General features: G+C 53.4%; 10 protein-coding genes. All 10 read left to right on the forward strand.

Features of this window, described 5'->3' with window-relative positions; all coding sequences use genetic code 11:
* Positions 1-53 precede the first annotated feature (53 nt).
* The 10 genes from ACY1JZ_RS08645 (at position 54) to ACY1JZ_RS08690 (ending at position 13,681) form a co-directional block, all read left to right on the forward strand.
* Positions 54-1,862, forward strand: a complete 1,809-nt coding sequence (locus tag ACY1JZ_RS08645) for a sensor histidine kinase (protein ID WP_462628870.1) — start codon at positions 54-56, stop codon at positions 1,860-1,862.
* Positions 1,825-2,979, forward strand: a complete 1,155-nt coding sequence (locus ACY1JZ_RS08650) for a response regulator (protein WP_462628871.1) — start codon at positions 1,825-1,827, stop codon at positions 2,977-2,979. Before ACY1JZ_RS08645 ends, ACY1JZ_RS08650 begins: the two co-directional genes overlap by 38 nt.
* Before the next feature lie 131 nt (positions 2,980-3,110).
* The gene (locus tag ACY1JZ_RS08655) at positions 3,111-4,412 is read left to right on the forward strand and encodes an ABC transporter substrate-binding protein (RefSeq protein ID WP_462628872.1); all 1,302 of its coding nucleotides are present in this window, start codon (positions 3,111-3,113) and stop codon (positions 4,410-4,412) included.
* A gap of 78 nt (positions 4,413-4,490) precedes the next feature.
* A complete protein-coding gene (locus ACY1JZ_RS08660; RefSeq protein WP_270172605.1) occupies positions 4,491-5,375 on the forward strand; it encodes a carbohydrate ABC transporter permease in 885 nt (294 codons plus the stop codon).
* Complete coding sequence (locus ACY1JZ_RS08665) at positions 5,375-6,199, forward strand: carbohydrate ABC transporter permease (protein WP_462628873.1); 825 nt, start codon at positions 5,375-5,377, stop codon at positions 6,197-6,199. Before ACY1JZ_RS08660 ends, ACY1JZ_RS08665 begins: the two co-directional genes overlap by 1 nt.
* Before the next feature lie 41 nt (positions 6,200-6,240).
* Positions 6,241-8,262, forward strand: coding sequence for a beta-galactosidase (locus tag ACY1JZ_RS08670; RefSeq protein ID WP_462628874.1), 2,022 nt, complete (start codon positions 6,241-6,243; stop codon positions 8,260-8,262).
* A 222-nt stretch (positions 8,263-8,484) separates the two neighbouring features.
* Positions 8,485-8,709, forward strand: a complete 225-nt coding sequence (locus tag ACY1JZ_RS08675) for a DUF1450 domain-containing protein (protein WP_462628875.1) — start codon at positions 8,485-8,487, stop codon at positions 8,707-8,709.
* An 85-nt stretch (positions 8,710-8,794) separates the two neighbouring features.
* The gene (locus tag ACY1JZ_RS08680; RefSeq protein ID WP_270165264.1) at positions 8,795-9,298 is read left to right on the forward strand and encodes a ferritin; all 504 of its coding nucleotides are present in this window, start codon (positions 8,795-8,797) and stop codon (positions 9,296-9,298) included.
* Between the two features lie 307 nt (positions 9,299-9,605).
* Positions 9,606-12,677 carry a histidine kinase gene (locus ACY1JZ_RS08685; RefSeq protein ID WP_462628876.1) on the forward strand — a complete coding sequence of 1,024 codons (3,072 nt, stop codon included), beginning with the start codon at positions 9,606-9,608 and terminating at the stop codon, positions 12,675-12,677.
* Positions 12,674-13,681 (forward strand): TRM11 family SAM-dependent methyltransferase, encoded by a 1,008-nt coding sequence (locus ACY1JZ_RS08690; RefSeq protein ID WP_462628877.1) that lies wholly within the window; start codon positions 12,674-12,676, stop codon positions 13,679-13,681. The genes ACY1JZ_RS08685 and ACY1JZ_RS08690 overlap by 4 nt, the downstream gene beginning before the upstream one ends.
* Positions 13,682-13,731: the final 50 nt, after the last annotated feature.

The raw sequence follows: 13,731 nt of genomic DNA on the forward strand, positions 1-13,731 counted from the left end.
GGCAGACGTACAGGGAGAACAGAGTGCATCAAGTTTAGGGGAGGGAGCAGGGATTGAACAGGCTGAGCGCTTGGCTACGGCGGATGACGGAGCCGTTCCGCAGAACGATTCGCAGCAGGTTGATATTCATTATGGTATGCATCGCGGTCATTCCGGCAATCACGGTGACATGGCTTGCAGCCGGCAACACGCGCCGGGCGCTGGAGCAGGAGGTCATTCAGTCGAACCTGTCGCGCATCGCGTGGGCCGGGGAGGCAGTAGGGAGCCATCTTACTCAGTTGAATAATTTAATCTATACCCTTATGATCAGCCCCGCCTTTGGCGAATACACAGCCGGTGAGGAAGGACAGAGTCTGTCCGCCCAGTTCACAGCGCAGCGCAACCTGATCAATACAGCGACAGCCATCTATTACTCCAGCCATAGCAGCCTGGTGGAGATTGAACTGTACTTCAAGGAGAAGAATCGGCTGCTGACGGTTAGCGAGCGTGACAACATTCAGTCTCCGCCCTCTGAGCCGGCTGTCTGGAGGGAGCTTGTGAAGCGCAATGCCGATTACCTCATCCAGAGCAGACCCGGCGTGCCGGAGGAGTTCACGCTGACACGGAGCCTGAACAAGTTCGAGAACAAGAGCCGCTTCGGTTCCATCTCGCTCAAGGTGAAGTGGAGGATGATGGATAATGGTCTCGATCTGCTTCGCTCCGAGAGTGAAGCGGGCGTATTCCTGCTGGATGAAGCCGGTCAGGTGATGTACCAGCCTACCTCAGGCAGCTTGCCTGAGCTTCAGGGCTTACATCTGAAGCAGAGCGGGGCAGGCTATGAGCGATTGCCTGACTACTATCTGTTCTACTACCAGCCCGACGGCTGGGGGCTTACGGTCGTCAAGGCGCTGCCGGTCAGCTACATTGACCAGAGCGTAGCGACCACACAGAAATATGGCTTGATCGTGGGGGTTGTGTCCGCTGCGTCGGCTGCCTTGTTGGCAGCATTGCTCGCGTATACCGTATCCCGCCCGATTATTCGATTGGCCCGCTCGATGCGCGGTATGAACTGGCTGCGCGAGGAGGAGGGGCCTTCTCCGAACCGCTATGATGAGATTGGGCTGCTGGAGCTGCGCTTCCACACGATGTCGAGCCGCATCCGTGAGCATATCCGCAATGAGTACAGCATTAATCTGGAGAAGCAGACTGCCCAACTGAAGGCGCTGCAGGCGCAGATCAATCCGCACTTTCTGCAAAATACGCTACAGTTAATCGGCAGCATGTCCTTCTCGAAGGCGCCGAGCGACATCTATCGCATCATCCAGTCGCTGAGCGAGATGTTCCGTTATGTTATTCGCGAGCCGGACGAGCTGGCGACGATTCGGATGGAGCTCAAGCATCTGAGCAACTATATGCATATACAAGGCCAGCGCTACAGCAACAAGCTGAGCTATGAGGTCGAGGAGGCTGGAGAGTACGCAGACTGTCTGCTTCCGAAGCTGTCCTTGCAGCCGATTGTGGAGAATGCCTTCATGCACGGCTTTGACCGGAAGAAGGGGAATTGGGAGCTGCGAGTACAGCTTGTTCCCAATGAGGAGGGTCTGTGCATCCGCATCACGGACAATGGGCTAGGCATGAGTGCCGCAAGGCTGGACGAGGTGCGTGCACGAGTGGGCAGCCCATCTGGTCTGCTGTGGACAAGCGGCAGCTCCATCGGGTTGTATAACGTGGCGGCTCGCATTCGCCTGCACTTCGGTGGCGCTTATGGCTTAACTATTGATTCTAGTCTGGGAGCGGGAACAACGGTAAGTATCTACATTCCTATTCGTAAGAAGGGGGAGGCACATGACGCAGAACAGCAGTCATTTAACCAGCAACAGTGACAACAACAGACTGGAGAGCAGCGACATTAGTGCAAGCTGCGGTCATTCTATGGTAGTCCATGCGATCATTGTGGATGATGAGCAATGGAATCGGGAAATGATTAAAACCTTTGGCGCGTGGGATACGCACGGCATCCATCTGGTGGGTGAAGCGGAGGATGGCGAGGAGGCCATCCGGCTGCTGCACGAGCAAGAGGTGCACATCATCATGACAGATATGAATATGCCTGGCATCGATGGCATCGGTCTGCTGCAGTATCTGAATGAGTATTATCCTGCTGTGCGGATCATCGTCATTAGCGGCTATGATGATTTTCATTATACCCGTCAGGCTATTCGCTCGAAGGCGGATGAATATCTGCTCAAGCCGGTTGATCCGCAGGAGTTGAATGCGGTGCTGCTCCAGTGCCGTGACAAGGTAATCGCCTCGCTGCAGGAGGAGCGTATATTGACGGCTGCGCCGAGATTGGAGCTACTGCATGCGCTGCAAGCGATCAAGCCGGTGCTGGCCGCTCATTACAATGATCTGAACGCAGCCGGCGTGCAGGAGAGTCTAATGGAGCTGGAGAGGCAGATCGCAGAGCTTGGCGCTGCGCCGGAGGAGCTCCATCGTATTGCACAAGAGCTGGAGCTGCTGCTGGACGAGCTGCGGCAGCTCAATTCCCAGCCGGAGGCAGGGAGCGAGCATCCACAGCTTCAGCAGGCGTCTACCTGGAGCCAACTGCTTCAGCAGGCGCTGCAGCTCTATGCCGCCTCGCTGGAGCAGCTAACGGCTCAGCGCCGTAACAAGAATCGAATTAATCTGGAGGAGATTCGGCGTATCCTCGACGAGCGCTGGGCGGAGAATATGAAGCTGGACGCGCTCGCGAAGACATTCTTTGTCAGCAAGGAATATCTGAGCAAGGCGTTCAAGCAGGAGTACGGTGTCAATCTGACCGATTATTTGACCCGACTGAGGATGGAGCATGCCCGCAGGCTGCTGACGGAGGAGGGGCTGTCGATCAAGTCAGTCGCCGAGCTGTGCGGCTATGAGGAGCTGGGATATTTCTATCGCGTATTCAAAAAGCATTATGGACAATCTCCAGGCGAGATGCGCAAAGGAGAGCATAAGGTTTAAAAAAGTACAATGAAAGGGGTTAAATGCATCCAATTAACCGCTTTCATTTTTTTTGTATAATGAAAGCGTCAACAAAAACAAATTAAGAAATAGCAATTCGTCCAACATATTGATTAGGGGGTAATAACAGAATGAAGAACCGATGGAAAGTGACATGCAGCGCTGTAATGGCCGTGACCTTGCTGGCGGGATGTGGAGCGAATAGCAGTACGCCGGGCAATAATACTGCGGGGCAGACAGGTGGGGAGAGCACGGGTACAGCGAAGACGGTTAACCTGAAAATGTTTATCGCCCAGCCTCGCTTCAAGGAGCAGTACGATAGCTATATCGCGAAGTTCGTGGCCAAGGAGAAGGCAGAGAAGAACATTGACGTCAAGGTACAGATGGAGATGCCGAATCCGGACAATGCGTCGCAAATATTGAAGACAAGACTGGCATCCAATGATGCGCCAGACATCTTCGCCCTCCATGCGATCAACGAGCTGCCATCCTTCTACAAGGCTGGATATGTCGAGGATCTGTCCAATCAGCCATTCGCTTCCAAGCTGCTGGATAGCGTGAAGCCTTCGGTGACCCTGGACGGCAAAGTGCTGGCCTTGCCGCTGGAAACCCTGTCATGGGGCTACCTGTACAACAAGAAAATTTTCGCTGATATGAAGCTGACTCCGCCAACCACATTGTCCGAGATGAAGCAAGTGGTGGAGACACTGAACAAGAACAACATTACACCATTTGAGCTGTCCTATAAGGAAGCATGGGTGCCGCAGCTATTCCTGCCGCTTGTGGTGGGCGGACTGATGAATACAGGCAATAAGGACTTCACGGAGAGCATGAATAAAAATGAAGGCTCCTTCACCGAGATGAAATCGATGTTCGATATTGTTGACCTGGTCAACTCCAACGGCACACCAAAGGCGCTGGAGACGAGCCCGGATGATGGTGCAGCCGCCTTCGCTAATGGCAAAGCAGCCATGTGGGTACAAGGCCCGTGGTATGCCGAGACGATCCTGAAGAACAACCCGGATGTCGAATTCGGCGTCGCTGCGCTGCCGATCAATGACGATCCGAACGCGACCCTGATTAATCTGAGCGCCTCGACCTCGCTCGTTGTATCCCCAACTAGCAAGAACAAGGAAGTGGCGCTTGATTTCATCAATTATGTGCTGGATGACAAGGATTCGAACGAGCTGTTCCAGAGCCTCAAGTTCAACCCGGTGGCGACCGTTCATACGTATGAGAGCTATCCATGGGTGACGGATGCGATGGAATATGTGAAGGCTGGTAAGTCCTATCAGGACCCGTCGATCCCGCAATCGGTCAAGGATGAGGTAGGCAAAGGGCTGCAAAGCTACTTCTCCAAGCAGATGAATCAGGATGAGGTGCTCAAGGCGCTCGACAAGGCCTGGAAGGACTACAACAAGGTGAACAAATAATAAACAGATGGGGAGAGGCACGAACGGTTCTGCCGTGCGCAGCTCTCCCCTGCTTGATTACAAGCTGCGAGGGGGTACATCATGTTTAAAAGCTATCGAAAATCGTTGTCCTTGCTCTACTTTGTAGCGCCGGCCTTTGTTATATATGCCGTATTCTTGCTCGGTCCGACCCTTGGCGGCATGTTCTACAGCTTCACCGACTGGAACGGGCTGAATCGCACCTATGACTTTATCGGCCTGGCTAACTTCGCGGAGGCGCTGGGCGAGGATCCGGATTTCATCAACTCCTTATGGTTTACACTCAAATATGTGCTGGTCATGGTGTTTCTGCAAAATGGTCTGGCGTTGCTGCTGGCGCTGCTGATTGAGACGCGTAAGCGGTCTAAGGGATTTTTCCGCACCATCTTCTTTATGCCCAATATGATTAGTATTATTATCTCGGCGTTCATGTGGACGTTCATCTTCACCCAAGTGATGCCGCAACTGGCAGAGAAGACGATGATGACCTTCCTTGACCAGTCCTGGATTGGCGATCCGCGCTTCTCCTTCATCTCGATCATCGTCGTATCGCTCTGGAACGGAGTCGGATACATGATGATTATCTATCTGGCAGGCTTGCAAGGGGTGCCGCAAAGCTTGAAGGAGGCAGCGATTATTGATGGGGCGAATGCCTGGCAGAGTCTGCGCCATATTACATTGCCGATGATCTCGCATGCCATTACAATCTGCTTCTTCCTGACGCTTAATGGGGCGTTCAAGGTGTTCGAGGTGGTGTACGGACTGACGGGAGGCGGACCAGGTCGCAGCACCCAGGTTATTACGATGAATATTTATGAGGAAGCCTTCTCTAACAACTTCCGGTATGGGTATGCAAGCGCCAAATCGGTCATTCTGTTCATCATTATTTTGGTGCTGACCCTGATTCAGATTCAGGTGATGAAAAGAAAAGAGGTGGAGGCCTAATGACACGCAAGCTTTCCAGTACTATTATATTGGTGGTGCTCGCTGTCGGAGCGGCGCTATCCTTTTTTCCCATCTACATGGCGATTGTGAATTCCTTTAAGACACAAGGCGAAATATTCAGTTCAATCTTGTCGCTGCCTACGCAGATTAACTTTGACAATTATGTAGAGGCCTTCGGAAAGATACGGCTGCTCAATAGCGCAAAAAACTCTGTCATCGTCTCCGCACTGGGCATAGGGGGCATACTGCTATTCGCCTCGATGGCGGGCTATAAGCTGTCACGGACGCCGGGCAAGCTGTCGGGATTTATATTCTTCCTGTTCATTGCCTCGATGCTCGTGCCGTTTCATTCCATTATGATCTCGCTGTCGCGCGTGGCGAAAACTCTGTCCGTTCAGGGCAGCACCTATGGCCTTGCATTAATCTATATCGGTCTGGGCGTCAATATGGCGATATTCCTCTACCACGGGTTCGTCAAGTCGATTCCTAGAGAGCTGGAGGAGTCGGCGCATATGGATGGTTGCGGAGAGTTCCAGACCTTCTTCAAGATCATCCTGCCGCTGCTGATGCCGATTACGGTAACGATTGCGATACTCGATTTCCTATGGATATGGAATGACTTCCTGCTTCCATTGCTCATGCTGACAGATGTCAATAAATATACGCTCATTCTGTCGACCAACATGCTGTTCGGCGAATACAACAAGGAGTGGCCGCTTATTCTGGCGGCGCTGGTGCTCACGGCGGTTCCTGTCGTGTTGATCTATGCCTTCTTCCAGCGCTTCATTATGGAAGGCATCACAGAAGGGGCGGTAAAGGGTTAAGCAAGCAGCCTGACGCCTGCAATTGAAGGGAGCAAGCAATAGTGGAGAAATTATATTACGGTGTCGCCTACTATGACGAATATATGCCTTATGACAGGCTGGACAAAGATATTGAGATGATGAAAGCGGCAGGCATCAATGTCGTGCGGATTGCCGAATCGACCTGGAGCACGCATGAGCCGCACAACGGCGTGTTTGATTTCACCTCTGTCGACCGGGTGCTGGATGCGATGCATCAAGCGGGCATTGCCGTCATTGTTGGCACGCCAACCTATGCTGTGCCGACCTGGCTCGTGAAGGAGCACCCGGAGGTACTGGCCGAGACCCCCAAGGGCCCCGGTCGATATGGAGCAAGACAGATTATGGATATTACAAGCCCGGCTTATCTGTTCTATGCAGAGCGCATCATCCGCAAGCTGATCAGCAGGGTGAAGGATCATCCTGCTGTCATCGGCTACCAGACGGATAATGAGACCAAGCATTACCATACGGCAGGCCCCAATGTGCAGCAGCGCTTCATCAAGTATATGAAATCACAATTCGGCACAGTCGAGGCAATGAATGCCGCCTACGGTCTGAGCTATTGGAGCAACCGGATTAATAGCTGGGAGGATTTCCCTTCGGTCGTCGGTACAATTAACGGCAGCTTGGGGGCGGCATTTGCTCGCTTTCAACGGGAGCTGGTGAATGAATTTCTCGCCTGGCAGGTATCGCTGGTGAACGAATACAAGCGACCGGATCAATTTGTTACGCAGAACTTCGACTTCGAGTGGCGGGGATACTCCTATGGCATCCAGCCCGATGTGAACCATTTCGAAGCCTCGCGTCCCTTCGATATTGCTGGCGTGGACATCTACCACCCCTCGCAAAGCGAGCTGACAGGCACCGAGATTTCCTTCGGTGGAGATGTGGTACGCAGCCTGAAGCAGAGCAATTATCTGGTGCTGGAGACACAGGCACAGGCATTCCCTCACTGGACGCCCTATCCGGGTCAGCTTCGCCAGCTCGCCTTCAGCCACCTCGCCTCCGGGGCGAATATGGTCGCCTATTGGCACTGGCATTCCATTCACAACTCGTTTGAGACCTATTGGAAGGGACTGCTCAGTCATGACCTGGCTTCCAATCCGACATATGAAGAGGCAGGGACAGTCGGCCGGGATTTTGCCAGATTATCGTCCAAGCTGGTGAACCTGAGGAAGCAGAACCAGGTCGCTATCCTGGTCAGCAATGAGGCGCTCACTTCGCTGGAATGGTTCCCACTGTCGCCGCCAGGCGTGGACAGTAAGTACAAATATAATGATATTGTACGCCGGATGTACGACCAGCTATACCGGATGAATGTCGGGTGCGACTTCGTCTACCCAGGCAGCGAGCAGTTGGAGAGGTATCGGCTGTTAATCGTTCCTGCACTCTATACAGCTAGCGACGAGCTGCTGGAGCGTCTGAACCGGTATGTCGAGCAGGGCGGACACATCGTCTATACGTTTAAGAGCGGCTTCACCAACGAGCATCTTCAGGTGCGCTCGGCGCAGCAGCCGGGCATCATTCATGACGCTTGCGGTGTCGTATATAATCAATTTGTAGAGCCTAAGCAGGTTGGTTTGCTGGATAATCCGTTCGGCGTCGAGGAAGAAGATAATCAGGTGGAGGCATGGATGGAGCTGCTAACCGCGACGACGGCTGAGATCGTGGCTCGTTATGACCATCCGCATTGGGGCGCTTATGCGGCGATTACGCGCAACCGCTACGGGCAAGGTCAAGCCACTTACATCGGCTGTCTGGTCAGCGCAGCCGTCATGCGGCATCTGCTGGAGCAGGAGGTCAAGCTGGCGGGGCTATGGGGCGTGGATCAGCAGCTCGCTTATCCGCTGATTGTCAAGTCTGGGGTGAATGAAGCAGGGCGAACGATTCGTTATTACTTCAATTATTCGGATGAGTTGCAGCGCTTTACGTATGCCGGGCCGGGTGGCATGGAGCTGCTGGAGGGCGCCAGCATTGCTCCGGGGAGCGAGGTTCTGCTGGAGCGGTGGGGCGTAAGGATTATCGAAGAGAACCAGCAATGACATCAAAGCAGTTCAAGATAGCCGGGTAGGCGAGCAGGTTGTACACTGCCGCCTGGCCCGGCTGTTTTGCTGATCGTTGCCCATGAAGTATGATTCCTCCCGTATTGAATATACTAACGTAACGACACCTCTGGAACCGAGGGTGAAAAAAGGATTGACATACGATAATGAGAACCATTATCATATGAAGTGATTGAACCTGGAAGGTGTCGGTGATATGGGATGAAGAAGATTACTTATTGCTGCAGAAACCTGAAATTAGGCTCCAAGCCGGTATATAAAGCCATGAAAAGCAAATTTCCAGAGCTGAAGCACAAAAAGAAGGACTGTCTGGGCAATTGCAAAATGTGCTCAAGGGAGTTTTTTGTGCAGGTGGGCAAATCCAAGGTCGTATGTGAGCCTTCGGCGAAGAAGCTGTACAAGCGGCTGAGGGAATTGATTGGCTAAGATCCCAATTAAAAATTGAACATTCAGGGTAACTATTATATGATATTACAATAACATACCACGCAACCTACAGGAGTGATTGATGATGAATGATGCTTTGCACCAGGCCTTGAATGATCAGATGAACTATGAGTTCTATTCCTCTCATGTATATCTGGCGATGGCGGCTTACCTGTCAGGCGAGAGTCTCGACGGCTTTGCCAACTTCTTCATTGTGCAGGCTGAAGAGGAACGCTTCCATGCGATGAAAATCTATCAGTTCCTGAACAATCGTGGCAAGCGCGCCACCTTGATTGGCATGGATACACCGAATAACGACTACAATTCCGTCCTGGAAGTATTCGAGCATGGCTATAAGCACGAATTGGAAGTGACCAAGCGCATCTATCATTTATCTGACCTGGCCATGAACGACCGCGAGCATGCGACCATTCAATTTTTGAAATGGTTTATTGACGAGCAGGTGGAAGAGGAAGCCTTGTTTGATTCGATCATTAATAAGCTGAAGCGAATTGACAAGGACAGCAACGCCTTCTTCATGCTGGATACTGAGTTTTCGCAACGTTCGTTCACGCCTCCGGCTGAATAAAGGCTCTGTACCATTTCTAGCAATACATCTACTCCCTGGTTCTGTTGAACCAGGGAGTTTTTGTACAGGGATGCAGGGGGAATTCTGCGACAGCAAGACAGCGCACACCGTCTGTGTTTGGCGCTTGTCGAACAAAAGCAACTGTACTATGATGAGAATAAACGGATCGCAGGAACAAAAAGGAGGCCCACTTGTTGCACGCCTACGCCTATATCAAGACGATAATACATAAGAATTGTAAACCTGCGTTGCAGACCCTTGCTGCTTGCAAGCCTTCCGACGACAGGCTGTTCAGGGCAAGCGTTCTATGACATGGACAGCCTTCTTGCATCAGCGCAGACGATGGTGGCTGGCTGCAGCTATTATCCTGTTCATTTCTTTGGTCACACTCGTATATTCAACGAAATTCTGGATTGAGCCTACCTTCCCAAGCGAGCATCCGCAGGCCATGAATGGTGTGATGGAGCTGCGCGAGCCACTGAATGACCAGGAGGTTGTTCCCTTGACGGGCGAGTGGAGATTATATCCCCATCAGTTCCTGTCCCCGGAGCAGGTGGACTGGAATGCTGCGGCTCCTGTGGCATTGACCATACCTGGAGGCGGCTGGGATGAAGCACTGGGATCTTCGCTCGGACGCGGCACTTACGCGCTGGAGATTCGACTGGCAGAGGCCGAACAGTTGATCTCGCTTAAGACCATATCGATCCGCATGGCCTACAGGCTCTATGTGAATAACCAACTGGTTGACCAGCGTGGAACGCTGTCAGATGTGGGGGAAGCTCGTGCAGAGAATTATCCGAGCCGAAGCTATATTGCGGTCGATTCGAAGGTCGTTCGACTCGTCATCCAGATCGAGAATCTGGACTATGGCGAGAAGGGCGGCATTGTAGCTCCGATTATGATGGGTACGCCGCTGGCGATGGATAACTATTCCTTCGTGACGGTCGGCTTCGATATATTCCGCACACTCAGCTATCTGCTTGGCGGCATTATGTTTCTCTGCTTCTATTTTATGTGGCCCAGTCGCAAGTACCCGCTGTATATCGGCGGGCATCTGCTGGCGCTGTCCTTGTTCGCCATGACCCATGGCGAGAAGGTGCTAGGCCAGTGGCTGCCAAGCATTCCCTATCAACTGTTTCTCATGCTGCAGTTTATTTCGGTGCTGGTTGGTACCTATACCATATCTGTCTATGTCCATAAGCTGTATCCTTCCCGCAGCGGAGCACGGCTCAAGCAGATCATTACCTATAGCTGCATTGCAATCGGGCTGATAGGGCTAGTGGTTCCCTATCGAATCATTAGTCAGTATGATGCGGTATTCGGCATTCCGGTGCTGATCGCCTATTGTCATGGTGCTTATCGATTCTGGCTGGCAGCTTATCAGAAGCGGGATAATGCGCTGCTCTGCTTCTTTACCTCCTTGCACTTCATTATCCTGTTTGTGAATCAGTCGCTAAGCATTAATGGACTGCTCTCCAACAATGCTTTTCCGCCATGGGATGCCATTACGTTTATGCTGCTGCAGTTGATGCTGATCGGCAAGAGGTTTGCCAATGTATCGAAGCGCACAGAGCAGCTCTCACGCAAAATTGTGGAGGTTAGTGAAGCCAAGCAGGTATTCATCCGCCAGAACGCCTATCGGCTTCAGGAGCCGCTGTATAAGGCAGACAAGCTGATTGAGCTTGTACTGGAGCAGACTACTGCTCCTGGAGGCAAGCTGCTGAATTCGCTGGAAAATGCACGCATGCTCATCCTTCAGCAGCTTGATCATGTGCATGATCTTGTGGATTGGGTGGATCTGCGCGAGGCCAGGAGTACGGAGCGCTCTCCGATGCTGGTGAAGGAAAGTCTGCGCAGCGTATTTCGCAATCTCAGCTATATGCCGGAATGCAAGGGCGTGGAGCTGCGGCAGGAGCTGGAGCTGGACTTCCACGTAGCGCTTGGTGACGAGAGCCGCTTCCGCCATGTAGTACGCAAGCTGGTTGTCGCCTCAGTAGAGCCAGGATCTGTCGTACTGGCTACCGCAGAGCGTCTGACAGATGGTCAGCTTGTGCTGCGTATCTCCATTGCGAACGCTGCTTTATCAGCGGAGGAAGCGGGCAGGCTGATGCGAATGGATGTGCATCAGAAGGCCTCCTACCAATCCCGAGCGATGCATCTCATTATGGCCTACCAATGGATGCAGCAGCTCGGGGGTGAGCTCTCTGCCTGCCCATCTGCGCGGTCAGAGGAGCTTGTCTACGAGCTGGTGTTCGGAAGTGTCCAGACGGGCAGCAAGCATCCGGTTGCCCAGATGTTCGCAGGCGATGGAGAGCTCGGGGACGAGCATGAGCATGCGGCAAGAAACGAGAGTGCAGCAGCCGAGGAGCCGTTCCAGCAACAGGCGCGCATCATGATTATTACAAAGGATGAGGTCAATCGCGACATCGTCACAGCGATTCTGAGCGGCCATGCCTATGAGATGCTTCACTTCACATCGACGCACGCGGCACTAAAGCAGGTGATGAAGGAGCAGCTCCCGGACTTGATTTTATGTGACCAGTTAGTGGAGGGACGGAGCGGGATCGAGCTATGTGCCCAGATTCGCCGATCCTATTCATCTGCTGTGCTGCCGTTTCTGCTCATCGTGTCGCCGCTGGAGCCACAAGAGCGGCTGGCGGCGTTCCGGGCGGATGTGAATGACATCGTTGTCTTTCCGTTTGAGGCAAGCGAGCTTCGCGGCCGTGTGCGCAATATCATCTCGATGAAGCAGTCGATGGAGACCGCTGTCCAGATGGAGCAGGCTTTCCTGCAGGCCCAGATCAAGCCGCACTTTTTGTATAATGCGATGAATTCCATTCTGTCTCTATCGTACAGTGATGTTGCCAAGGCACGGCAGGTTATTTTTGATTTGTCGGCATATCTGCGCTACAGCTTCGACTTTGGCAATACGAAGCGCTCGGTGCCGCTGCGTCAGGAGATGGAGCTGGTCGAAGCGTATCTCAATATTGAAAGTGTCCGGTTCGGAAGCAGGCTGCACTATGATCTGGACTGGGATGAGCAGATCGTAGCTCAGATCCCGCCGCTGACGCTGCAGCCGATTGTGGAGAACGCGGTGCGACATGGCATTGCGCCAACGGTAGCCGGCGGTTCGATACGGATCAGCATACGCAAGTCCGATGAACATGTCATCGCTGTCATCGCTGATGACGGTGCAGGCATAGATGAGCAGCGACTGGCGCAGATTCGCAAGGACGAGCTTCAGGGCGGCCATGTCGGCCTATTAAATATCCGCAAACGGCTAAATCGGCTATCGGCTGCGATGACGATCGAGAGCAGGCTGGGAGAGGGAACGAGAGTCACCTTGACTTTGCCAATTAGAAAAGGAGAGCAAACGTGAGCACAGAGCAGTGGAATGGGGTTGGCAACAGTAGGGAGGCGAGCGAGCCAATAACGCAGATGGAAGCGGGGCAGCCCGTCAGCTTGTATACCTATGTCTGCCATGAGAGCGAGCAAGAGCTATGTGCGCTTGAATTGCGGGAGCTGCTTGGCGTGCAGGGCAAGGTTCAGGGCGGCAGCGTGGAAAGTGCAGTGAGGATAGCGCCGGATCGCAGTCCGTTCCTCAAGCACCGGCTCGATGTGCTGCTGTGCGCAGGCACGCTGGATGAGCTCCGCGAGCAGGCAACTGGACTTGCGCCAGTGGAGCTGCCGTTCAAGGTCATCTGTCTGAAGACGAACGACGGGCCTGACTATGAGGGAAGGCTCTCGGTAGAACGGCTGCTCGGCGCTGCAATCCGCGGCGTCTCTAGCATGAGAGAGCCGCGCGTCAGGCTTGGAGCAGCCCGGCACGCTGGACGGTGGGTGCTGGGCTCGCTGCATGAGGCGGATGCATCATGGCTGAGGCATCAGGACAAGCCACGGCAGTATTCAACAGCACTGAGTGTCCGCATGGCCAGAGCAGCGGTCAATATTGCGATCCCTCGCCCGGAGGGGATTGCTGCGGTCGATCCGTGTTGCGGGATCGGTACCGTGCTGCTCGAGGCGCTGTCTATGGGAGTGCGCATCGACGGCTTTGATCTCAATCCGCTCGCTGTGCGAGGCGCACGTGAAAATCTTGCTCATTTCGGTTATGCTGGTAGTATCGGCATCGCAGATATGCGAGGCCTGCAAGGACATTACGATACCGCCATCATTGATTTTCCGTATAACCATTGCTCACGCCTTAGTAGGGAGCAACTGCTGGAGATGCTGCTTGCCGCCAGACGTCTTGCTGACCGCTCGCTGTTCATCTCAGCAGCGACCCAACCGGTAGCAGCGCTGCTGGACGCTGCTGGCTGGAGCCTGCTGGGGGAGTGCACGGTCAGCAAGGGGCGGTTCGCCAGACATCTGTTGCTGTGCGATTAGGACGCTGCGGCATGAATGGAGGCCGTACCGCCTGCCGCATACTAATCCTC

The organism is Paenibacillus sp. J5 (assembly GCF_054955055.1).